This window comes from Pseudomonas sp. PLMAX (assembly GCF_046042685.1).
GTDB lineage: Bacteria > Pseudomonadota > Gammaproteobacteria > Pseudomonadales > Pseudomonadaceae > Aquipseudomonas > Aquipseudomonas putida_AE.
Window position 1 is genome coordinate 1469905 of record NZ_CP064949.1, and the last position, 21357, is coordinate 1491261.

Sequence of the window (21357 nt, forward strand, 5' to 3'; positions counted from 1 at the left end):
GAAATTGGGCGTCATGAAAAGCCCGCACTTTTTTGGTTCTGCGCGGTGCTCGCAAAGATTGGGTTCAGCCGAGCAAATCCTGCAATGTACCCAGGTGATCAGCTTCTTCGACCGACTTGTCCTGGCGCCAGCGCAGCATCCGTGGAAACCGCACGGCAATCCCGCTTTTGTGGCGTTTGGACAAGGCAATGCCCTCGAAACCCAGTTCAAACACCAGGCTCGGCTTGACGCTGATCACCGGGCCGAATTTTTCCACCGTGGTTCTGCGCACGATGCTGTCGACCTGGCGCATCTGCTCATCGGTCAACCCCGAATACGCTTTGGCGAACGGCACCAGCGCGCGCTCGCTGGCGTCCGGTGGCGCGTCCCAGACGGCGAAGGTGTAATCGCTGTAGAGACTGGCCCGGCGGCCATGACCGCGCTGCGCATAAATCAGCACTGCGTCGACACTGAAGGGGTCGACTTTCCATTTCCACCAGACCCCCATGTCCTTGGTGCGACCGACGCCGTAGAGGGCGTCCCGAGCCTTGAGCATCATGCCTTCGACCCCGAGCTTGCGCGATGCTTCCCGCTGCCGGGCGAGGTCGAACCAGTCTTCTCCGGTCAACAGCGGCGAGGCGAGCAGCAGTGGATTGTTGGCCTGGGCGATCACCTGCTCCAGCTGACTGCGCCGTCGGCTTTGCGGTTGGTTGCGCCAGTCCGCGCCTTCCCATTCCAGCAAGTCGTAGGCGAGGATGACTACCGGCACGTCATTGAGAATCTTGCGGGTGAGGTTCTTACGGCCGATCCGCTGCTGCAACAGGGCGAAAGGTTGCACGGCGGGGGCATCCGGGGCCGGATCAAAGGCATCTTCGGTCGCCGATCGAGTGGTTTTCCAGGCAACGATTTCCCCGTCGATCACGGTGCCGTCGGGCAGGCAGTGGATCAGGCTGTCGAATTCCGGAAAGCGATCGGTGACCAGCTCTTCACCCCGCGACCAGATCCACAGGCGCCCATCGCGCTTGACGATCTGCGCCCGGATGCCGTCCCACTTCCATTCCACCTGCCAATGGCTGGCGGCACCGAGCAGCGCTTCGAATTGTTCGACCGGTTGCGCCAGGGCATGGGCGAGGAAAAACGGATACGGCTGACCGCCGCGTTGCGCATGCTCGTCGGGCGATTGCGCGGCGATCAACTTCAGGTAGCTGGCGGCACTCGGCCGGTTGGACAGGTCGGTGTAGCCCACCATCCGCTGGGCCACGCGCTTGCTGTCCAGCTGCGCCATGGCGGCCAGGGCCCGGGTCACCAGTAACTTGGAGACGCCGACGCGAAAGCTGCCGGTGATCAATTTGATGCACAGCATCAGGCTGGGACGGTCCAGTTGCGACCAGAGCACCGGCAGGCGTTCGGCGAGCACTTGCGGGGATTCGCCGCGCAGTGGCAGCAGTTTTTCTTCGATCCACACCGCCAGGCCGTCGTTGGAGCGGTAGGGCATCTCCGGCAGCACCAGGGAAATGGTTTCCGCCATGTCGCCGACCGCCTGGTAACTCTCTTCGAACAGCCAGGGTGAAAGCCCGGAATACGCGACGGCCAACTCCCGCAGCACGCGCACCGGCACCAACTGCCTGGGGCGACCTCCGGACAAAAAGTACACCGCCCACGCGGCATCTTCCGGTGCAGCCTGGGCAAAGTAATCCTGCATCGCCGCCAGCTTGGCGTTGCTCGACGTCGTGGCGTCGAGCTCGGCGTACAACTGGGCAAACGCCTTCATGGCGACGCCTCGATGGCTTCGGCTGTCGATGCCTCCTCTTCGTCGCCGTACTCGGTACTGAATCCTTGGGCGTCCAGGCCTTGTTCACGCAAGTGGCGCACCAGTACTGCGACTGAACCGTGGGTGACCATCACCCGTTGCGCACCCGTCTGTTCGATGGCCCAGAGCAAACCGGGCCAGTCAGCGTGATCGGACAGCACGAAGCCGCGATCCACACCGCGTCGCCGACGTGCCCCGCGCAAACGCATCCAGCCGCTGGCGAAGCCGTCGCTGAAGTCACCGAAGCGGCGCATCCAGGTGCTGCCACCGGCGGAGGGTGGAGCGATGACCAGCGCTTTACGCAGGATTGGATCGTTTTTCTGGAAGTCGCCGGCATAGAGCGTCGGTGGCAGGTTTATTCCACTCTCGCGGTAAACGCGGTTCAGCGGCTCGACCGCGCCATGGGCCAGGATGGGCCCCAGGCTGGCATCGATGCCGTGGAGGATGCGCTGGGCCTTGCCGAAGGAATAGCAGAACAGCACGCTGGTTTTGTCTTGCGCGGCGTTGGCTTGCCACCACTGGTTGATCTCGGCAAACACTTGCGCCTGGGGCTGCCAGCGGTAGATCGGCAGGCCGAATGTCGACTCGGTGATAAAGGTGTGGCAGCGCACTGGCTCGAAGGCGGCGCAGGTGCCATCGGGTTCGATCTTGTAGTCGCCTGACGCCACCCAGACTTCTCCGCCATATTCCAGGCGTACCTGGGCCGAGCCGAGGACGTGGCCGGCGGGGTGGAAACTCAGGGTGACGCCGTGATGCAGCAGCCGCTCGCCATACGCCAGGGTTTGCAGGTCGATGTCCTGGCCCAGTCGCGCACGCAGAATCCCCTCGCCGGGTGCCGCCGCCAGGTAATGCTGGTTGCCAGTACGGGCGTGGTCGCCATGGGCGTGGGTGATGACCGAACGCTCGACCGGCTGCCACGGGTCGATGTAGAAATCGCCGGCAGGGCAGTACAAGCCTTCGGGTCGCGCGATGACAAGGTCCACGTTGCTATCCAGGTGGAGGGGCTTGTTAGCTAGGAGGCTGGCGCGCTGGGAGAAGTTCTATCGGGATTTCCCGGGTAAACCACCTACCTCTGTAGGAGCGAGCTTGCTCGCGAAAGCGGCCTCACATTCAACATGTATGTTGACTGGTACTCCGCCTTCGCGAGCAAGCCCGCTCCCACATTTTGGCTAGGCGTTATTTGCCAGGTGTCAGGGTCAACCGCTTGGTCCCATACACCCGGTCAAAATTCGCCGGCTGCATCGGCAAGCTCTGGTACTGCCCCTTCAGCCACGGCTCGATGCCGTTGAGGTAGTTCGGGCTGGCCGGGTTGCCGGACTGGCCGGTGGTGATCTGGCCCATCAACGGTTCGGGCTGGCCGAAGTCGACGATCAGACGCATGGCCGGTGCCCGCGTGGTGTTGAAGTCCTGGCCTACGGCATACGCGGCCGTGTTGAGGGTCGTCTGGTCGCCGCCAGCCGGTTGTGGCCCGCGCACAGTCTGCCCACTGGCGTTCTTCCACTCATAGCGGTGAAGTTTGCCCCACTGCCAGGCTTTGTGATCGCCGCCCAACTGACTGTCGCCCGCGCTGATCGCTGCTGCGAGGCTGCGGGCGAGGATCGCCGGTTTGTCTTCTTTCTGCGCGGTGTGCACATCGTCCCAGAACGGACTGTCTTCACGCCCCAGCAAGTGATCGGCCTGCGCCGCGTAGGACAACGAGCCATTGGCGATGAAGGCTTGCCAAGCCGGGCTGCCTTGCGGTCCCAATTCATCGAGGAAAATCTGCCGGGTGCTTTCCTGCAGGAACAGCTGGTAGATCGCCGCGTCGGCAGAAGTCGGGCTGAGTTTGCCGTCAAACGCCATCAGGCGGGTCAAGGCCTCGCGAGCCTTGCCACGATCGGCCACTGGCAAAGCCTCGATGGCCTGCTTGAGCGGCTGGGACATACCCGGTGCCTGGAACATTTTCTTCAGCTTGGCGGCGAAGGTGGTGGTCTGGTCGTACTGCATGGCGATCAGGCTGCGGGTGTCATGTTTGCCCACGCCGGCGAGCTCGGCCAGGCGTTCGCCACGTTCCGGTGCCGACCAGGAATTGGACAGCTGCATGCCATAGCCATGGGGAATGACCCGCTGGTTGGCGGTGCCGAGCCAGCCCTGGGCGGGGTCCTGATCGTAGGGGTGCAGCATCGGGTCGGCGTAACCGTCCCAATCGTAACGCCCCTCCCAACCCGGCGAGGGCAGCAGGCCTTCGCCTTCGCGGCGGTTCGGATAACGACCGGTGACCTGCCAGCCAATGTTGCTGGCATCGGCAAACACCAGGTTCAGGGCAATGGCGCGAATTTCGCGGCTGGCGTCCGACGCTTTTTCGACGTTCTGCGCACGGGACAAGTCAAAGAAGGCGTCCAGGCTCTTGTCGTCGGTAAAGCTTGGCGTTTGCAAGGCCAGGCCGAAACCGCTGCCCTGGGCCAGGCCCTGGGCACTGTTGAGCAGGGGACCGTGGCGGGTTTCGAACACGGCTTCGCGAATCGGCCGCTGGCCTTTGACGAAGTAGGTTTCGTTGCGCACGATCGCCGGCTGCCACTTGCCAGCGGTTTCGTAGGACAGCCCGTTGCCCTGGCGTTTGATTTTTTCCAGGAACAGGTCCTGGTTATCGCCCATGACGGTCGTCATGCTCCAGGCCACTTTGCCGTTGAACCCGTCCAGTATCATCGGCAAGCCGGCGATGGTCGCCCCGGAAGCCTGATACTTCGGTGCGCGGATCTGCACGTAGCTGAACAGCGACGGCACCCCCATCGGGCCATGGCTGTCGCTGGCCAGCAGGCTTTTACCGCTGCGGCTGCGTTGCGGGGCAATGGCCCAGTTGTTCGATGAAGTGGCGCCCAGCAGATTCAGCCCGGACAGCTGGTCGGTGGCCTTGCTGATGTCAGCCAGCCCCGGTACTTGGCCGTTGAGCTTGATGCCCTGGAGCTTTTCACTTTCGCCCAGGGGCAGTTTTTCATCCGGGGCCGAAGGGGTCAGCCACGGCAGTTTGTCGGTGGTGACGGTCTGGGCCAGCACCAGCGAGGCAATCTCCTCGGGCAGGTTGGCGGACTGGCTGAAGTTGAACAGGCAGAAAATCAGCGCCGAATCTTCCGGCTGCCAGTACTCGGGCTTGTACCCGGTGGCGACGAGGTCGGCTGGCAGCTTGTCGCGGTAGCGGAACAGATAGGCGTTGACCCCGCGGGCATAGACTTCGAAGAAGCGCTTTAGGCGCGCAGAAGAGGCCTTGTACAACTCGCCGGCGTTTTTCTTCAGGTTGACCGCGCGCATATAGCGGTCGGCGTCCAGCACGTCCGAGCCCTGCATCTCGGCCAATCGACCCTGGGCGAGCAAGCGCAGGGTGACCATCTGGGTAATGCGGTCACTGGCGTGCACATAGCCGAGGGCGAACAGCGCATCGTGAAAACTGTTGCTTTCGATCAACGGCATGCCCATGGCATTGCGCCGCACCGAAACGTTCTGCGCCAGCCCTTTGAGCGGCTGTACGCCAGAGGTGGGCGGGAGGGTGTCCTGGGCATTGAAGCTCTGACAACCGGTCAGGCTTAAAATACCCGCCACTGCTGCGGCAACGCCGAACCGGGGTAGAAAATGTGAAAGGGCTGGCGAGGCCATGGCAAAGCTCCTGCGGGGTAGAGGCGGCGGCGCGCAATAAAGGCGCTACGTTAGTGAGCAGGAGGGGCCCGCGCAAGCGGGGCGCGGGGTTATTTCAACAACCCGCCTGATGGTGCCATCCGTCGAGCCTGTTATTTCTGACAGTAGACAATCAATTGTGCCGAAGGGACTCTGGTTTCCTGCTCACGCTGAAGGTGTTCAGCGTTCCAGGCGACGGAGTTTGTGCATGAACAGCAAATGGCTGGTTAGCTTCGTGGCACTCTGCCTCGGTGTCGGCGCACTGTTCTTTTCGGCGAAGCAGGCGACGGTCGAGCGCAGCCCCTATGCCTTGTTTGAGCCACACATGACGGTTGGGCAAAAAGCCGAGGTGCAACAGCAAATCGACCGACAACTCCTTAGTCAGTCCGGAGGGCATCAAGTCAGTTCGACCCAAGTGATTTACGACAACGGTGCCGTTGTGCTGACCTTTCCGGTACCCGGCGACGAAGGTCAGTCAGATCGCGCCTGTGATTACGGTTACGTGTGTCTGTGGAGCGCTGCGGATTTCGCAGGCAGGAAATTGTCGTTGCTCAGCACTTCGAAAAGCCGGCCGGTCAATCTGTCCGACTACGGTATGAGTGCCCAGGTCGCCTCCTGGCAGCACAACAACAAGGCCCATTCAGTGAAGATCTTCGGCGTGGATGGGCCTGGCGCCAGGGGCAACATGGTGATGAGCAATATCAGGGAGGTGATCCTTGGCAAGGGCTGCTGTCCGTTCAGTATTCCCGAAGATATCCGCATCATCGACACCTGGACGGAGATCACTGCCCAGCGCCGACTGACCGGGCATAACGCTCGGATCGTGAGCATCGCATTCGCCCCCATGTCCATGTTGTTTGCGCAATAGGCAGTCGGACAAACCATCCACTCGCTGAACCGATTTTGTCCTCAATACTGGCCGACTAGTGGCCTTGCAAGCCCAAGGCCGATGTCTATGCTGACGCGTAACTAACCATGTCGACCGTTATCGGCGGATGTGGTCCCTCGAACCAGACTGTCAGAGTGCGCAACCCAAGGCACCAACACACTTGCAGGACGTTATCCGGAAATGGAGTTCGCTTATGAGCACGTTAGGGCTGGCCCGACCCCGGGCTATCAAGAGAAGGATGTCTTGATGAGAGTGTCGTTATAAGGACCCCCTCCGATCGAACATCACCAATCACCTGATGGGTTCCTCCTCCTTGGAGGAACGCGTGTGCCTGTTCTGTTGAACGTAGTGGTGGATTTGAAAGACCGGCAACTTTCATAAACGCGCAAAGGTGATACGACCATGTTTAACCTGCATCACAAGGCTGACCTGCTGGAAATCGAACGCTTCAGCTGCGCGCTGACCGAGGCCAACGCCAAGCTGGCTGCTGTCAGTCGGTCAATGGCGATGATTGAATTCACCCCCGATGGCATCGTCCTCGAGGCCAACGAGAATTTTTGCAAGGCCATGGGTTACAGCGCCGAAGAAGTGCGCGGCAAACATCACCGGATGTTCTGTGAAGAGGCGTTTTACCGCAGCGAGGAGTACGCCAGGTTGTGGCGTGATCTCGCCCGGGGCGAACCGATCAGCGGCACTTTCCTGCGCTTGAACAAGAGCGGCAAGGAGATCTGGCTCGAAGCCAGCTACATGCCGGTGTTGGGTCCCGACCGGCAGGTGCGCAGCGTGATCAAGGTGGCTACCGACATTTCCGCCCGGGTCAACCAGGACCACGAAAACCAGAGCAGGCTCGCCGCCATTGGCCGCTCCATGGCGGTGATCGAGTTCACCCCCGAAGGCCGTGTGATCACGGCGAACGACAACTTCCTGAAAACCACGCAATACTCGCTCAATGAAGTCGTGGGTCAGCATCACAGCATGTTCTGCCATCGCGCCGAAGCGGAATCCCAGGGCTACAAGAACTTCTGGGCCTCGCTGAACCGCGGCGAATATCACTCCCATCGATTCGAGCGCAAGAGCAAACAGGGCCAGACGATATTCCTGGAAGCCTCCTACAACCCGTTGTTCGACGCCAAGGGCCGCCTGTACAAGGTGGTCAAGTTCGCCAGCGACATCACCCGACAGATGACCACCCTGCAATCCGCCGCGGACTCGGCCCACAGCACCTCGGTGCAAAACGACGCCTGCGCGCGCAAGGGCTCCGAGGTAGTGCAGCAGACGGTGCAGATCATCCAGGACATCTCCAAGGACTTGAACCAGGCGGCGCTGAGCATCGATGCGGTGAACAAGCAGTCCGAGATCATTGGCACCATCGTCCAGACCATCCGCGGGATTGCCGATCAGACCAACCTGCTAGCGCTCAACGCCGCCATCGAAGCGGCCCGCGCCGGCGAGCACGGGCGAGGGTTTGCCGTGGTGGCCGATGAAGTGCGCAGCCTGGCCGCACGCACCAGCCAGGCCACCCTGGAGATTGTCGATGTGGTGCGCAAGAACCACGACCTGTCATTGAGTGCGGTGTCGAGCATGCAGTCGAGCCTGAGTCGAACCGGGCTGGGCGTGGAGCTGGCGAACGAGGCGGGGGAGGTGATCCTGGAGATCCAGCAGGGCTCGCGACATGTGGTGGACGCGATCAGCCAGTTCAACTCGACGTTGCAGTTGAACTGACCGAATTGCAGGAGCCTGCAAGCCGGCTCCTGCAGTTACCGCAAGGTCTTCAGCGATGGGCAATGTTTTCCAGTGCCAGGTTGCGGGTGCGCGGGCCAAACATGCCGATGGTCAACATGACGATCAACATGCTGCTGACGATGAACGCCAGTACGCCCGGGGTGCCGAAGTGTTCGAGGAAAATACCGATCAACAAACTGCTGAAGACAGTCGACAAACGGCTGAACGAATAGCAGAACCCTACCGCCCGGGCGCGGATGTTGGTAGGGAATAATTCGCTTTGGTACGAGTGATAGCTGAAGCTCAACCAGGCGTTGCAGAAGGTGATCATCACCCCGCAGAAGATCAGGCCGAACGCGCTGGTTTGCAGGGCGAACAATGTGCCAAAGGTCATGGCACCCAGTGCCGAGCCGACGATCTGCCACTTGTTCTCGAAACGGTTGGCAAATTTCACGAACAGTAACGGCCCCAGCGGATAGGCAAGGGTGATGATGAACGCATACATCAAGCTGTGCGTGATGCTTACACCCTGGCCATTGAGCAACGCTGGCAACCAGTTGCCGAAACCGAAGAAACCAATGGCCTGGAACACGTGAAACACGATCAGCATCAAGGCCCGGCGGCGATACGGTGGCTGCCAGATATCGGCGAAACGCCCCTTGCCCTGGATGTCCACCGCTGCCAGTTCCGGCTCGTCCAACGGTTTGCCCTGATCCTTCACGCAGCGTGCCTCGATGCGGGCGAGAATCTGGTCGGCCTCCTCGAACCGTCCGTGCTGCGCCAGCCAGCGCGGCGATTCCGGCAAGCGTGAGCGCAACCACCAGATGAACAACGCAAACACCGCGCTGGCCAAAACCACCCAACGCCAGCCCGACACACCGAACGGCGCTTGGGGTACCAGCCACCATGACATCAGCGCCACTGCCGGTACCGACAGGAATTGCACGAAAAAAGCGAAGGCGAATGCCGAGCTGCGCATGCGCTTGGGCACCAGCTCCGAGAGGTAGGCATCAATGGTCACCAGTTCGATGCCCAGGCCGATGCCCACCAGGAAGCGCATGCAGATGATGCCCAACGCCGAACTCTGCACACCCATCAATACGGTGGAAACCGTGTACCAGATCAACGCGAAGGTGAAGATCGCGCGTCGGCCGAAGCGGTCGGCCAAAGGGCTCAACAGGCTGGCGCCGAGGAACAGGCCAAGAAACGTCGCCGAAGCGAAGGCGGCTTGATCGGAGAAACCGAACACACCCTGGTTGCCAGTGGCGAAGATGCCGTCGCTGATCAGGCCGGGGCTGATGTAGGCGGTCTGGAACAGGTCGTAGAGCTCAAAGAACCCACCGATTGATAGTAGCGCCACCAGGCGCCAGAGGGTGGAGACGGCGGGCAGGCGATCGATGCGGGCGGAAATCTGCGCGGCGCGCAGTGGGTCGATGTCATCTGCCTGGGCAGCAGGGGCGTGAGCAGTCATGGGCTGGTCCAATTTTATGATGGAGAAGCTTAGCCTGCTATCGGATATCAATGATTGTGAATCCCGGTGCCTGAACACCGAGATTCGCCAAGTTATTGCAATGAATGGTTACATTTTGCTGATTTATAGCGCTCGACCGCTCAAGGCAGGCCGTTACAGCAGTGTTTAAGGAAGCCCGGATGTTGCGCCAGACGTTTGAAATACTCGTCGACGGCCGAATAATCGGGACGCTCCATGGGCGTCATCAGCCAGCGGTTGACCGAGAGGCCAATGACAATGTCGGCCACGCTGAATTTTGCCCCGGCGACATAGGCTTTGGTGGTCGCGAGCTGGTGTTCGAGGATGGCCATTTTCTGGTTCCAGCCGCGCACGCCGACTTCGATGCGATGGGCTTCCTGGTACTCCGGATCCTTGCGCACCAGCGCCATGAACGCATAGCTCCAGGACGAATTGAGATCGGTAGCCTGCCAGTCCATCCACTGCTCCACCCGGGCGCGGGCGGCCGGGTCGCTGGGCAGCAGCTCCGTGTGGTGGTGCTGGTGCCTGGCGCTCAGGTAGCGGCAGATGGTGTTGGATTCCCACAGCACTCCCGCCTCATCGATGATCACCGGCACCTGTGCGTTGGGGTTGTACCGCAGAAACTCGGGGCTGTGAGTCGAGGCAAAACCGCTGCCCCAATCCTCGCGTTCGTAGGAAAGGCCCAGCTCCTCACAGGTCCACAGGACCTTTCGGACGTTGATCGACGAGGCTTTTCCCAGAATCTTCAGTGTGTGTTCCATCGAACTACTCCAACGAGAGGCGTATATCCAATTGTAGGAGCTGCCGCAGGCTGCGATCTTTTGATCTTGATTTCAAGAGCGAAGATCAAAAGATCGCAGCCTGCGGCAGCTCCTACAGGAAGCGAGTTATAGCATCAGGTACTCTCACGCACCTTCAACTCAAACCCCATGTCCTGCACCGGTCTGGCCACGGTATTACCGGCCATCAGCGTCAGCATCTGCTCCGCCGCGCGACGGCCGATGGCTTCACGCGGGGTGTTGATGCTGCTCAGGCGCGGGACCATGTGTTCTGACATCGGCAAATCGTTGAAGCCCAGGATCGCCACCTGTTCGGGGATCTTGATCCCGCAGCGCATGGCTTCAAGCAAGGCGCCCTGGGCCAGGTCGTCGTTGCCGAAGAAGATCGCATCGACGTCCGGATGACTGGCCAGCAGTTGCAGGAACAGTTCGCCACCCAGGCCGACGGACGAAGAGCGCGGGGTCAGCACTTCCAGGTCCGGGTCGTACAGGCCGGCCTTTTTCAGGGCCTTGCGGAAACCTTCACCGCGCAGCAGCGTGCGTTGATCCAGTTGCGCGCCGATGTAGGCCAGGCGCTTGCGTCCGCGCGAGAGTAAATGCTCGGCCGCCGTTTCACCGGCCGCCAGTTGCGAAAAGCCAACGCAATTAAGACCGGCCGCGCTGTCCAGTTCCATCATGTACACGCAGGGGATGTTGCTGGCTTCGATCATCCGCCGCGAACTTTCGGTGCGGTCGAATCCGGTCAGCAGCAAACCCCGTGGCTGATAGGCCATGTAGTTGCGCAGCAGGTTTTCTTCTTCGTCGCGCGAGTAATGAAAGTTGCCGATCAGCACTTCGAAGCCCTTGGGGCGTAGTACCTGATGGATGGCTTCCAGGGTGTCGATGAACAGCAGGTTGGACAAGGACGGCACCAACACCACCACCGAATGGCTCTGCGCCGAGGCCAGGGCACGGGCCGCGGGGTTGACTACGTAGTTGAGTTCCAGCGCGGCTTTCTGGACTTTTTCCACGAGTTCCGTGGCCACCGTGCTGACCCCGCGCAGGGCCCGGGAGGCGGTAATCGGACTGACACCGGCCAGGCGTGCCACTTCGTTGAGGGTAGGGCGGCCAGTGGTGCGGGTATTTTTATCGTTTTTAGTTGGAGTCATCGACGGCTTGCCAAACAAAATTCAAGGCACTAAGGTAGCGCTGTCTCGATGCAGCTGCAAATGCGTGAGCGGGGGTTCGCCTGATCCTCGCTTTTTGGCGTTGGGAACACACATGCTGCAACCCACAAAATGACAAGAAAGGCGTCGGCAACTTCTGCTTTTGGTCTAGTGTCATAACTGGCAAAGGTAGCGCTGTCTGCGCGCTGAGGTGTTACATGAATCATCCCATCACCGCCCTGGTCATCATGGGCGTTGCCGGTTGCGGCAAGACGTGCGTCAGCGAGGCCCTGTGCCAATTGAGCGGCGCCACTGCCATCGAAGGCGACTCTTTCCACCCTGCCGCCAATATCGACAAGATGAGCGCGGGGATCCCCCTGAACGATGAAGACCGTGCCGGCTGGCTCGACAGCCTGTGCGATGAACTGCGCCGTATCGATGCCATGGGCCAGCGCCCGGTGCTGACCTGCTCGGCGCTCAAGCACATCTACCGCGAACGCCTGCGCAGCGCCTTGCCGGGCCTGGGTTTCGTGTTCCTGGAGTTGACCCCGGAAGTTGCCGCTGAACGCGTCTCCCATCGCCCGGGTCATTTCATGCCGGCCACCTTGATCGAAAGTCAGTTCGCCACCCTCGAGTCTCCCAAGGGCGAGCCGCTGACACTGGCGCTCAATGCCTCGATCCACAGCGTTGAAGAACTGGCCGTTCAGGCCCACACCTGGTGGCAGGCCAACGGCCTGAAGCAGGCGGTATGAACGTGCTTGCAAAGACAGCGCTGTCCACGCGACTTCTGATTAACCCGCTTTAATAACAACAACAACCAGGAGACACCCCTAATGTTTGGCATGTCCCACGAGACGTTCCTGCTGCTCGACGCAGTGGTTACGGTGATCGGGCTTATCGTCCTGATTACCAAGTTCAAGTTGCACCCCTTTCTTGCCCTGATCATTGCCGCCGCCTTCCTCGGCCTGACTTCCGGCATGCCGATCGGCACCATCATCAAGGCGTTCCAGGACGGCTTCGGTGGCGTGCTCGGTTTCGTCGGCATCATTCTCGCGCTGGGCACAATGCTCGGCAAAATGATGGCCGAGTCGGGCGGGGCGGACCAGATCGCCCAGACCCTGATCCGCGCTTTCGGCAAGGACAAGGTGCAGTGGGCAATGATGTTTGCGGCCTTCCTGGTCGGCATCCCGCTGTTCTTCGAAATCGGTTTCGTGCTGCTGATTCCACTGGTGTTCATCGTTGCCCGGCGCACCGGCGTGTCGATCATCAAGATCGGTATCCCGCTGCTGGCGGGTCTGTCCGCGGTACACGGCCTGGTGCCGCCGCACCCGGGTCCGTTGCTGGCCATTGGCGTATTCGGTGCCGACATCGGCAAGACCATTCTGTACGGCCTGATCGTTGCGCTGCCAACCGCCATCATCGCTGGCCCGATCTTCGGTACGTTCATTGCCAAGCACATCCCTGGTCACCCGAACCAGGAGCTGGTGGATCAACTGGCCCGCGAAACGGATTCGGCTGAACTGCCGAGCTTCGGCATCACCCTGGTGACTGTGCTGCTGCCGGTATTCCTGATGCTGCTCAAGACGTTTGCCGACGTGGCGCTGCCGGATGGCAACATCTTCCGTTCGTTCATGGACCTGATCGGTCACCCGATTTCGGCATTGCTGCTGGCATTGCTGCTGTCGCTGTACACCTTCGGCTACAAGCAGGGCATCGGTTCCAGCCAAATGATGAAATGGCTGGATGCGAGCCTGGCGCCGACCGCTGCGATCATTCTGATCATCGGTGCCGGCGGTGGCTTCAAGCAGATGCTGGTGACCAGCGGCGTGGGTGACGTGATCGGCCACATGGCGGTCAATGCACAGATCTCGCCGATCCTGCTGGCCTGGCTGGTGGCGGCGGTGATCCGCATCGCGACCGGTTCGGCGACCGTGGCGACCATTACCGGCGCGGGCATCGTGGTGCCGGTGGTGGGGATGATTCCAGGGGTTAACCGTGAGCTGCTGGTGTTGGCGACCGGTGCCGGTTCGTTGATCCTGTCCCACGTTAACGATGCTGGTTTCTGGCTGGTGAAGCAGTACTTCAACATGACCGTGGCCGAAACATTCAAGACCTGGACGGCGATGGAAACCATCCTCTCCGTAGTCGGCCTGGGCTTTATCCTGTTGTTGTCGCTGTTCGTCTAAGCGTTTAGCCAGACACGAAAAAACCGCAGCGATGCGGTTTTTTTGTGGGTGATGCATTTCAAGGCTGACATGAAACCAATGTGGGAGCGGGCTTGCTCGCGAAAGCGGTGTGTCAAAACCATCAATGTTGACTGATACACCGCTTTCGCGAGCAAGCCCGCTCCCACAGGTGTTATGTGTTAGGCGTTGGATTTGGTGACGAGCCCATCCGCCCGGAACATTCCGCGAATCCCGCGCACGGCCTGGCGAATCCGGTCCTGGTTCTCGATCAGGGCGAAGCGCACGTGATCATCGCCGTACTCGCCAAAACCGACACCCGGCGAGACGCAGACCTTGGCTTCGGCCAGCAGTTTCTTGGCGAACTCCAGTGAGCCCAGGTGCGCGTAGGCCTCGGGAATCTTGGCCCAGACGTACATCGACGCTTTCGGGTTTTCCACCATCCAGCCCAGTTCATGCAAGCCCTTGACCAGCACGTTGCGCCGCTGCCTGTACTGCTCGGCGATGTCGAGCACGCATTGCTGATCGCCTTCCAGCGCGGCAATGGCCGCCACTTGCAGCGGGGTGAAGGTGCCGTAGTCGTGGTAGCTCTTGATCCGCGCCAGGGCGTTGACCAGTTCCGGGTTGCCGACCATGAAGCCAATACGCCAGCCCGCCATGTTGTAGCTCTTGGACAGGGTGAAAAACTCCACCGCAATGTCCTTGGCGCCGGGCACCTGCATGATCGACGGGGCTTTCCAGCCGTCGTAGACGAGGTCGGCGTAGGCCAGGTCATGCACCACCAGTACGTCGTATTGCTTGGCGAGGGCGATCACCCGCTCGAAGAAATCCAGCTCCACGCACTGGGCGGTGGGGTTGGACGGGAAGCCGAGGATCATCATCTTCGGCTTCGGGATCGAGCCGCGAATGGCCCGTTCCAGTTCGGCGAAGAAGTCCACGCCCGGCACCAGCGGCACCGAACGCACCTGGGCGCCGGCAATCACGGCACCGTAGATGTGGATCGGGTAGCTCGGGTTGGGCACCAGCACGGTGTCGCCCTGGTCAAGGGTGGCCAGCATCAGGTGCGCCAGGCCTTCCTTGGAACCGATGGTGACGATGGCTTCGCTTTCCGGGTCGATGTCGACCTCGTAGCGTTGCTTGTACCAATTGGAAATGGCCCGGCGCAGGCGCGGAATGCCCTTGGACGTGGAGTAGCCATGGGTGTCTTCGCGCTGGGCGACGGTCACCAGTTTTTCGACGATGTGCGGCGGCGTGGCGCCGTCGGGGTTGCCCATGCTCAAGTCGATGATGTCTTCGCCACGACGACGGGCGGCCATCTTCAGCTCGGCAGTGATGTTGAAAACGTAGGGGGGGAGTCGATCTATGCGCGCAAAGCGGCGCGGCGAACCTTGTTCGGCCATTGTTGCCTCGGATAACGTAAGCGCCCGGAACCGTCCGAGCGACGCTGGTCACTGCGGTGACCTGTGGCGGAATGTAAGGGCAGCTGTGGCAGACTGTCCAGCCTCAAAGTAAACAAAATTTTGCGAAGGAAAGGGTTAGATGGAGTTTACCAGTGGCTTCTTGTTGAGCCTGTCGCTGTGCCTGGACATCGGCGTGGCCAATATCGCGATGATCACCCTGGCGATGCAGCGCGGCTATTTTCAAGGCTTTGCGTTGGGCCTGGGTACCTGTGTCGGCGACCTGATCTACGCCGTGCTGGCGCTGGCCGGCATGACCGTGTTGCTGCAATACGAAACGGTGCGCTGGGTGCTATGGATCGGTGGTTCGGCGCTGTTGGTGTATTTCGCGGCGAAGATGATTTACTCGGCGATCCACCATGAGGCGCTGCTGGCCGAAACCGCCGAGGTCGGCCACAACTCCCATCGCAAGGAGTTTTTCCGTGGGATTTTTCTCGCCATGTCGTCGCCCAGCGCCATTCTCTGGTTCGCCGCGGTTGGTGGCACGTTGATCGCCCGCTCCGGTGGGGGCGGTGCGCTCAGCTCGTCCTTGTTCCTCGGTGGATTCCTCTGCGCCGGGCTGTTGTGGTCCGCTGGCCTGTGCTTCGCGGCGAGTCACGGCGGCAAGTTGCTCGGCGACAAGTTGCTGCGCTATTCCTATATGGCATCGGCGGCGATCTTCTGCTATTTCGCGGTGTACGTGATCCTATCGGGCTACAACGAGTTTGTCGGTGCAGCCGCCGTCGAGCAGTTGCACGCCCTGTAACTGGGCGATTCGGGTTTGGCTTCTATACTCCCAGCCGAATCCACTTTTACTTCCAGGAGTCGAGTCATGGATGAGCAAACACGCGTCGAAGTGACGGAACCACGCTTCGAACACGGTCACTTCCTGCTGATTGCGGGGCTTGGCGGACAATTTACCCAGCAAACCGTAAAAGGCATTCCTGATCTCTGGGAAAAATTCATCCCCCACATTGGAAATGTTCCGGGGCAAAAAGGCGAAGTGACCTACGGCGTCTGCTGCAATTTCGACGGCAAGGGCGGCTTTGATTACATCGCTGGCGTCGAGATCAGCAAGCTCGATGATTTGCCTGAACAGTACCGCTGGGTAGAGGTTCAGCCTCAGCAGTATGTGGTGTTCGAACACAAAGGCTCGCTGGACACCTTGCCGCAAACCTTCCAGTACATCCATGGCACCTGGCTGCCGCAGTCCGGGCGCGAGCTGTTGAACGCCCCGGAATTCGAACGCTACAGCGAAGACTTCAACCCCAGGCTCAATACCGGCACGCTGGAACTCTGGCTACCGCTCAAGGCGTGACAAGTGCATCGGGAGGCGGATCAGCCGGTTCGTCTCTCGATGTTGCGCCGTTGCTGATTTATCATCCCCGGCCTTTCCCTCGCCGATTCCGAGCTGCCATGAACACTGTCATCCGCCACGTCACGCCTGCTGACCTGGACCGCTGCTACGCCATCGAAACCCTTGCCTACGAAGGCGACGAAGCCGCGACCCGGGAGAAAATCGCCACCCGCATCGCCACCTGGCCCGAGGGTTTCATCGTTGCTGAAGTGGACGGCGTGGTCGCCGGTTTCATCAATTCCGGCGCGGCGTTCCAGGTGGAAATGTCCGACGAGGCTTTCAAGGAACTGATCGGCCACGACCCGGCCGGACCGCACGTGGTGATCATGTCGGTGGTGGTGCACCCGGACTATCAGGGCCAGGGCCTGGCGAAGCACTTGATGGGCGAGTTCATCGAGCGCATGCGCGGGATGGGGAAAACCAGCATCGACCTGATGTGCAAGGAGCGGCATATTCCGCTGTATGCAGGCTTTGGCTTTGCCTACGTCAAGCCCTCGGCGTCCGACCATGGCGGCATGGCGTGGCACGAGATGGTGCTCAATCTCTGAACCCGACGCAGACCCCCTGTAGGAGCGAGCTTGCTCGCGAAGAACCCAGGCACACCGCGTTTATCCAGAATGCACGCGTTATCGTTGACGACCTTCGCGAGCAAGCTCGCTCCTACAGGGGCATGTGTGTCAGTCAGAACACGAGGCCCATCCGCCGCTCATACCCGATCCGCCCCTTGTACGCCTCGCCACTGTCGACAAAACCATACCTGGCATACAACGCAATGGCGGCGTCGTTGTCGGCATCCACCGACAATTCCAGCCCGCGGATTTCCGGCCACGCCAGGCGCGCCGCTTCGGGCAGCGCTTGCAGGCAAGCCTTGCCATAACCTTTGCCCTGGGCGCGTTGATCGACCTGCAAAGCGTGCAGCGTAGCGCTGTGTTCGTCAGCCCAGGCGGGCAACACCGGTGGGCGTTTGAGCAGCAGAAAGGCAACCGGCACCGCATCAGCCAGCAAGGCAAAGCCTTTGACGCCGGGGCCGGGCTTCGATAGCAGGGTGTGCAATGCACCGTGAATGTCGCCGGAAAACCTGATCTGTTCCGGATGCACTTCGATGGCCTCCACCTGCTGGCGCTGCAGCGCATTCAGGCTTTCGTAAGGCACGAGTCGGGCTGTCACTGGAGTGTCCTTTTTCCAATAGAAATGAGCCTCGGATTCTAGCGAGTTTGCGCTCGTGGATTATTTTTATTTCGACTGTCGATCTGGCGGATCGCCGGACGACTAAGGGTGTCTTCCAAGAAAAACCACGGAGAACCACCATGAGTGAGACCAATGAAATCCAGACCCTGATCGCCAATTACCGTGAGGCGGTCATCTCGAAGGACGTCGATAAAATCATGGCCCTGTACGCCGACGACATCGTCTCCTACGACGCCGTCAAGGCCCTGCAATTTCGCGGCAAGGCGGCCTATCGCGCGCATTGGCTGGAATGCATGGAAATGTGCCAGGGCCAGCACAAGTTTGATTTCGACCACATGAACATCGTGGCCGACGAGCACATAGCCTTCGCCCATTGGCTGGCCCATTGCGGCGGCACCAACGAGAAGGGCGAAACCCAGGCCTGCTGGATGCGCGTGACCGCCTGCTACCGGCGCGAGGCCGGGCAATGGCGCATCGTCCACGAACACTGGTCGGCCCCGTTCGACATGATGAGCGGCACGACCTTGTTCAACCTGGAACCCTGATCGTCGGCAAGCCGTGCGAAACGGCCCATCTGCGACCATAGTTGATCCGTTCAATCGGGAGAGCGCGATGAAGTATTTATGCCTAGTCTACAGCGATGAGCGCCTGCTGCATTCGCTGCCGGAAAGTCCCAAGGACGAGGAGTGCGTGGCCTACGCAGAGGCAATCCAGGGCAGCGGCCGGATGGTTGCCGCCGAGGCGCTGGAGTCGGTGCAGACCGCCACCACGGTGCGCATGCGCAACGGCAAGTTGTCGATCACCGATGGCCCGTTCGCCGAAACCAAGGAGCAGTTGGCCGGCTTCTACCTGATCGATGCCAAGGACCTCAACGAAGCCCTGCAGGTCGCCGGGAACATCCCGGCGGCACGGGTCGGCAGTGTCGAAGTGCGCCCCGTCCGGCAGTTGAATACTTAAGATGCCGGGGCTGCCGGTACAGGCCAGGGTCGAGCAGGTTTATCGCCAGGAGTCGCGACGCATCCTGGCGACCCTGATTCGCCTGCTCGGCGATTTCGACCTGGCCGAGGAGGCCTTGCACGAAGCGTTTTTCGTTGCCGTGGAACGTTGGCAGCAGGACGGCGTGCCGGACAATCCGCGTACCTGGCTGGTGTCCACCGGGCGTTTCAAGGCCATTGATGTGCTGCGCCGGCGCGCGCGGTTCAATGCTTCGCGGCCATTGTTACAGGCGCAGCTGGAGGCGCTGGAGCAGGCCGACTGGAGTGAAGAAGACGTGGAAGACGATCGCCTGCGCCTGATCTTCACCTGTTGTCACCCGGCACTGGCGGCAGACGCCCAGGTGCCGTTGACCCTGCGTGAAGTCTGCGACCTGACCACGGAAGAAATCGCCCGGGCCTTTCTCTCGGCACCCGCCACCATCGCCCAGCGCATCGTGCGCGCCAAGGCGAAAATCCGTGATGCGAAAATCCCCTATCAGGTGCCATCCCTGGCGGAACTGCCCGAGCGCCTCGACAGCGTGCTGCGGGTGATTTACCTGGTGTTCAACGAAGGCTATTCGGCGTCCGGCGGCGCGCAAGTGACCCGCGAAGACCTGACCCGCGAAGCGATTCGCCTGGGGCGTTTGTTGCTGGAGTTGCTGCCGGAGCCGGAGGTCATGGGCTTGCTCGCTTTGATGTTGTTGCACGAGTCCCGACGCCTGGCCAGGACCTGCGCGGACGGCGACCTGATATTGCTGGATGACCAGGACCGCTCGTTGTGGGACGCGCAGATGATCGCCGAAGGCTGTGCGCTGGTGGAGCGGGCATTGGGTACCCGACGATTCGGCCCGTATTGCCTGCAAGCGGCGATTGCCGCGGTGCATGCCGAAGCGCCGTCGATCGAGGAAACCGACTGGATGCAGATCGTCGGGCTGTATGACGTGTTACTGCGGGCGTGGCCGTCGCCGGTGATCGAATTGAACCGGGCGGCGGCGATATCCAGGCGCGATGGACCGTTGGCGGGGCTGACGCTGGTCGAGGCGATTCTGGCGCGGGGGGATCTGCTCGATTACCACCTGGCGCATTCGGCGCGGGCGGAGTTCTGTCGGCAGTTGGGCAGGGTGGAGCAGGCGCGGGCGGCCTATGAGCGGGCGCTGGAGTTGACGCAGCAGGCGCCGGAGCGGCGGTTTATCGAGGCTCGGTTGCGGGCGTTGGAGTGATGTGATGTTTGCTGGCCCCTTCGCGAGCAAGCCCGCTCCCACAGGGTAATGAGTCGACCACAATTTTTGTGTACAGCAGTGATCACTGTGGGAGCGGGCTTGCTCGCGAAGAGGCCAGTAGCTACACCCCTATTCCAGCATCTTGCCCAGCAACCAGCTTCCCGCCGGCCCCGGCGGATGCAAGCGCGACCACAAGGCATCCACCGACACCGTTTTCGGCCAACCGCGCACCTCCAACTCCTGCAACGTCCCCGCGCCAAAACGCCCTACCAACCAGCGTGGCAGTGGCGCCCAGCCAAATCCGCCCTGGGCCATTTCCAGCAGCATCAAGTAACTCGGTGCCGACCAGACCCGGCCCTTGGCGCGGCTTTCATAGGGATTGACGATGGTCGCCAGGCGCAGCTCGCGATGCTGTTGCAGCGTGTCCTGGTCAATATTTTTCTGCTTGGCCAGTGGATGTTTACGCGACACGAACAGGGCGAATTCCGTGCGTTCGTCCACGGTCGAGCTGACCAGGTCAGGCGGGTAGCTGTCCTGCATTTCGGCGAAGGCGACGTGGGCCCGACCGCTTTGCACCAGTGCCACCAGGTCCTCGCATTCGGCAATCAGGCATTCGAGTTCCAGGTCTGGATAACGCGACTCGAAGGCACTGAGTGCCACTTCGAAACGATCGGACTGGTAGGTGTCGGAAAGCGCCACGGTCAGCTTCGCCTCGACGCCCTGGGACAATTGGCTGGCGGTCATCTCCAGCCGGCTGGTGGCGGCCAGGATCTCTTCGGCCCGTTGCAGTACGACATGCCCGTCGGGGGTCAGGCTGGGCTTGCGGCTGCTGCGGTTAAACAGGGTCAGGTTCAGATCGATTTCCAGGCTGGCCACGGCGGCGCTGATGGTCGACTGGCTACGGCCCAATTTGCGTGCCGCCGCGGAAAACGAGCCTTGGGTCGCGGCCTGGACGAACGCCTGCAGCACTTCCTGGGATGCCATGAACTATCGCCTTGATCGATGGTTATTGGTTATGAAGTATCGGTAAGAAGATGGATGATGGCAACCATCGTCACTCAAGGAGTCCGGCCATGAGCGCCAATAAATCCATTACCGAACGTATTTTCCAGGCCATCGGTTTCGAGCTGCTGGCCATCCTGATCTGTACGCCATTGCTGGCCTGGATCATGGACAAACCGATGCTGGAAATGGGCGCTGTCACAGTGGTCATTGCCGTGTTGGCCCTGGCGTGGAACGTGGTCTTCAACGGTCTGTTCGACCGCGTGCTCAAGCGTTTCGCCATTGCGCACAACGCCTGGGTCCGCGTGGTGCACGCGCTGTTGTTCGAGGGCGGGCTGGTCGCCCTAGGCGTACCGTTGATTGCGTGGTGGCTGAAAGTCAGTCTGTGGCAAGCGTTCCTGCTGGATATCGGCGTGCTGCTGTTTTTCCTGCCGTACACCTACGTTTACCACTGGGTGTATGACGTGGTGCGGGAGCGGTTGGTCATTCGCTCTACCTGTAACGCGTAACCTGTAGGCGCCCGGCTTGCCGGCGAAGGC

General features: G+C 60.9%; 19 protein-coding genes and 2 pseudogenes. 12 read left to right on the forward strand and 9 right to left on the reverse strand.

Annotation, left to right across the window (positions count from 1 at the left end):
* Nucleotides 1–64: 64 nt before the first annotated feature.
* From DKB71_RS06655 to DKB71_RS06665, 3 genes are all read right to left on the reverse strand, one after another.
* Nucleotides 65–1750, reverse strand: coding sequence for an ATP-dependent DNA ligase (locus DKB71_RS06655; protein ID WP_274073335.1), 1686 nt, complete (start codon nt 1748–1750; stop codon nt 65–67).
* Nucleotides 1747–2772 carry a ligase-associated DNA damage response exonuclease gene (locus DKB71_RS06660; RefSeq protein WP_408599908.1) on the reverse strand — a complete coding sequence of 342 codons (1026 nt, stop codon included), beginning with the start codon at nt 2770–2772 and terminating at the stop codon, nt 1747–1749. Before DKB71_RS06660 ends, DKB71_RS06655 begins: the two co-directional genes overlap by 4 nt.
* A 193-nt stretch (nt 2773–2965) precedes the next feature.
* Entirely contained in the window at nt 2966–5416 is a 2451-nt protein-coding gene (locus DKB71_RS06665) for a penicillin acylase family protein (protein ID WP_408599909.1), read from the reverse strand.
* A gap of 226 nt (nt 5417–5642) precedes the next feature.
* Here DKB71_RS06665 and DKB71_RS06670 point away from each other — a divergent pair, with 226 nt between their 5' ends.
* The 3 genes and pseudogenes from DKB71_RS06670 to DKB71_RS06680 form a co-directional block, all read left to right on the forward strand.
* Complete coding sequence (locus DKB71_RS06670) at nt 5643–6302, forward strand: peptidase inhibitor family I36 protein (RefSeq protein WP_323627427.1); 660 nt, start codon at nt 5643–5645, stop codon at nt 6300–6302.
* Between the two features lie 528 nt (nt 6303–6830).
* Nucleotides 6831–7496: pseudogene (locus tag DKB71_RS06675) on the forward strand (PAS domain-containing protein); the annotation flags it as partial.
* A gap of 132 nt (nt 7497–7628) precedes the next feature.
* Nucleotides 7629–8045 (forward strand): annotated as a pseudogene (locus tag DKB71_RS06680) (methyl-accepting chemotaxis protein); the annotation flags it as partial.
* Between the two features lie 49 nt (nt 8046–8094).
* On the opposite strand, the gene DKB71_RS06685 reads toward DKB71_RS06680, so the two are convergent.
* The 3 genes from DKB71_RS06685 to DKB71_RS06695 all read right to left on the reverse strand — a co-directional run bounded on the left by DKB71_RS06685 (nt 8095) and on the right by DKB71_RS06695 (nt 11461).
* Nucleotides 8095–9516, reverse strand: a complete 1422-nt coding sequence (locus DKB71_RS06685) for an MFS transporter (protein WP_408599910.1) — start codon at nt 9514–9516, stop codon at nt 8095–8097.
* Nucleotides 9517–9656: 140 nt separating this feature from the next.
* Nucleotides 9657–10295: a glutathione S-transferase family protein gene (locus tag DKB71_RS06690; RefSeq protein ID WP_274073341.1), complete on the reverse strand. Its 639-nt coding sequence runs from the start codon at nt 10293–10295 to the stop codon at nt 9657–9659.
* A gap of 134 nt (nt 10296–10429) precedes the next feature.
* Entirely contained in the window at nt 10430–11461 is a 1032-nt protein-coding gene (locus DKB71_RS06695; RefSeq protein ID WP_046816578.1) for a LacI family DNA-binding transcriptional regulator, read from the reverse strand.
* 215 nt (nt 11462–11676) lie between these two features.
* Here DKB71_RS06695 and DKB71_RS06700 point away from each other — a divergent pair, with 215 nt between their 5' ends.
* Together DKB71_RS06700 and DKB71_RS06705 are read left to right on the forward strand one after the other, a co-directional pair.
* Nucleotides 11677–12210 (forward strand): gluconokinase, encoded by a 534-nt coding sequence (locus DKB71_RS06700; RefSeq protein WP_406592412.1) that lies wholly within the window; start codon nt 11677–11679, stop codon nt 12208–12210.
* Nucleotides 12211–12291: 81 nt separating this feature from the next.
* A complete protein-coding gene (locus DKB71_RS06705) occupies nt 12292–13644 on the forward strand; it encodes a GntP family permease (RefSeq protein ID WP_274073344.1) in 1353 nt (450 codons plus the stop codon).
* A 179-nt stretch (nt 13645–13823) separates the two neighbouring features.
* Here the strand turns inward: DKB71_RS06705 and alaC are convergent, their stop codons facing one another.
* The gene (alaC, locus tag DKB71_RS06710; protein WP_408599911.1) at nt 13824–15041 is read right to left on the reverse strand and encodes an alanine transaminase; all 1218 of its coding nucleotides are present in this window, start codon (nt 15039–15041) and stop codon (nt 13824–13826) included.
* A 139-nt stretch (nt 15042–15180) separates the two neighbouring features.
* On the opposite strand from alaC, the gene DKB71_RS06715 reads away from it, so the two are divergent.
* From DKB71_RS06715 to DKB71_RS06725, 3 genes are all read left to right on the forward strand, one after another.
* The gene (locus DKB71_RS06715) at nt 15181–15843 is read left to right on the forward strand and encodes a LysE family translocator (RefSeq protein WP_408599912.1); all 663 of its coding nucleotides are present in this window, start codon (nt 15181–15183) and stop codon (nt 15841–15843) included.
* A gap of 66 nt (nt 15844–15909) precedes the next feature.
* On the forward strand, nt 15910–16395 hold the full coding sequence (locus DKB71_RS06720) for a GyrI-like domain-containing protein (protein ID WP_408599913.1): 486 nt from the start codon (nt 15910–15912) through the stop codon (nt 16393–16395).
* Between the two features lie 98 nt (nt 16396–16493).
* Nucleotides 16494–16982 carry a GNAT family N-acetyltransferase gene (locus tag DKB71_RS06725; protein ID WP_408599914.1) on the forward strand — a complete coding sequence of 163 codons (489 nt, stop codon included), beginning with the start codon at nt 16494–16496 and terminating at the stop codon, nt 16980–16982.
* 133 nt (nt 16983–17115) lie between these two features.
* On the opposite strand, the gene DKB71_RS06730 is transcribed toward DKB71_RS06725, so the two are convergent.
* A complete protein-coding gene (locus DKB71_RS06730) occupies nt 17116–17601 on the reverse strand; it encodes a GNAT family N-acetyltransferase (protein ID WP_323607268.1) in 486 nt (161 codons plus the stop codon).
* A 140-nt stretch (nt 17602–17741) separates the two neighbouring features.
* On the opposite strand from DKB71_RS06730, the gene DKB71_RS06735 reads away from it, so the two are divergent.
* From DKB71_RS06735 to DKB71_RS06745, 3 genes are all read left to right on the forward strand, one after another.
* Nucleotides 17742–18167, forward strand: a complete 426-nt coding sequence (locus DKB71_RS06735; RefSeq protein WP_408599915.1) for a YybH family protein — start codon at nt 17742–17744, stop codon at nt 18165–18167.
* Nucleotides 18168–18234: 67 nt separating this feature from the next.
* Complete coding sequence (locus DKB71_RS06740) at nt 18235–18579, forward strand: YciI family protein (protein WP_408599916.1); 345 nt, start codon at nt 18235–18237, stop codon at nt 18577–18579.
* Between the two features lies 1 nt (nt 18580).
* The gene (locus DKB71_RS06745) at nt 18581–19816 is read left to right on the forward strand and encodes an RNA polymerase sigma factor (RefSeq protein ID WP_408599917.1); all 1236 of its coding nucleotides are present in this window, start codon (nt 18581–18583) and stop codon (nt 19814–19816) included.
* Nucleotides 19817–19945: 129 nt separating this feature from the next.
* On the opposite strand, the gene DKB71_RS06750 is transcribed toward DKB71_RS06745, so the two are convergent.
* Nucleotides 19946–20800: a LysR family transcriptional regulator gene (locus DKB71_RS06750; RefSeq protein ID WP_408599918.1), complete on the reverse strand. Its 855-nt coding sequence runs from the start codon at nt 20798–20800 to the stop codon at nt 19946–19948.
* 89 nt (nt 20801–20889) lie between these two features.
* On the opposite strand from DKB71_RS06750, the gene DKB71_RS06755 reads away from it, so the two are divergent.
* The gene (locus tag DKB71_RS06755) at nt 20890–21327 is read left to right on the forward strand and encodes a multidrug/biocide efflux PACE transporter (RefSeq protein WP_274073355.1); all 438 of its coding nucleotides are present in this window, start codon (nt 20890–20892) and stop codon (nt 21325–21327) included.
* Nucleotides 21328–21357: the final 30 nt, after the last annotated feature.

What these genes read in the sequence shown, in the direction of transcription:
- DKB71_RS06655 (WP_274073335.1), bottom strand. Translation starts at nt 1,750, where the DNA reads ATGAAGGCGTTTGCCCAGTTGTACGCCGAGCTCGACGCCACGACGTCG.
- DKB71_RS06665 (WP_408599909.1), bottom strand. Translation starts at nt 5,416, where the DNA reads ATGGCCTCGCCAGCCCTTTCACATTTTCTACCCCGGTTCGGCGTTGCC.
- DKB71_RS06670 (WP_323627427.1), top strand. Translation starts at nt 5,643, where the DNA reads ATGAACAGCAAATGGCTGGTTAGCTTCGTGGCACTCTGCCTCGGTGTC.
- DKB71_RS06685 (WP_408599910.1), bottom strand. Translation starts at nt 9,516, where the DNA reads ATGACTGCTCACGCCCCTGCTGCCCAGGCAGATGACATCGACCCACTG.
- DKB71_RS06690 (WP_274073341.1), bottom strand. Translation starts at nt 10,295, where the DNA reads ATGGAACACACACTGAAGATTCTGGGAAAAGCCTCGTCGATCAACGTC.
- DKB71_RS06695 (WP_046816578.1), bottom strand. Translation starts at nt 11,461, where the DNA reads ATGACTCCAACTAAAAACGATAAAAATACCCGCACCACTGGCCGCCCT.
- DKB71_RS06700 (WP_406592412.1), top strand. Translation starts at nt 11,677, where the DNA reads ATGAATCATCCCATCACCGCCCTGGTCATCATGGGCGTTGCCGGTTGC.
- DKB71_RS06705 (WP_274073344.1), top strand. Translation starts at nt 12,292, where the DNA reads ATGTTTGGCATGTCCCACGAGACGTTCCTGCTGCTCGACGCAGTGGTT.
- alaC (WP_408599911.1), bottom strand. Translation starts at nt 15,041, where the DNA reads ATGGCCGAACAAGGTTCGCCGCGCCGCTTTGCGCGCATAGATCGACTC.
- DKB71_RS06715 (WP_408599912.1), top strand. Translation starts at nt 15,181, where the DNA reads ATGGAGTTTACCAGTGGCTTCTTGTTGAGCCTGTCGCTGTGCCTGGAC.
- DKB71_RS06720 (WP_408599913.1), top strand. Translation starts at nt 15,910, where the DNA reads ATGGATGAGCAAACACGCGTCGAAGTGACGGAACCACGCTTCGAACAC.
- DKB71_RS06725 (WP_408599914.1), top strand. Translation starts at nt 16,494, where the DNA reads ATGAACACTGTCATCCGCCACGTCACGCCTGCTGACCTGGACCGCTGC.
- DKB71_RS06735 (WP_408599915.1), top strand. Translation starts at nt 17,742, where the DNA reads ATGAGTGAGACCAATGAAATCCAGACCCTGATCGCCAATTACCGTGAG.
- DKB71_RS06740 (WP_408599916.1), top strand. Translation starts at nt 18,235, where the DNA reads ATGAAGTATTTATGCCTAGTCTACAGCGATGAGCGCCTGCTGCATTCG.
- DKB71_RS06745 (WP_408599917.1), top strand. Translation starts at nt 18,581, where the DNA reads ATGCCGGGGCTGCCGGTACAGGCCAGGGTCGAGCAGGTTTATCGCCAG.
- DKB71_RS06750 (WP_408599918.1), bottom strand. Translation starts at nt 20,800, where the DNA reads ATGGCATCCCAGGAAGTGCTGCAGGCGTTCGTCCAGGCCGCGACCCAA.
- DKB71_RS06755 (WP_274073355.1), top strand. Translation starts at nt 20,890, where the DNA reads ATGAGCGCCAATAAATCCATTACCGAACGTATTTTCCAGGCCATCGGT.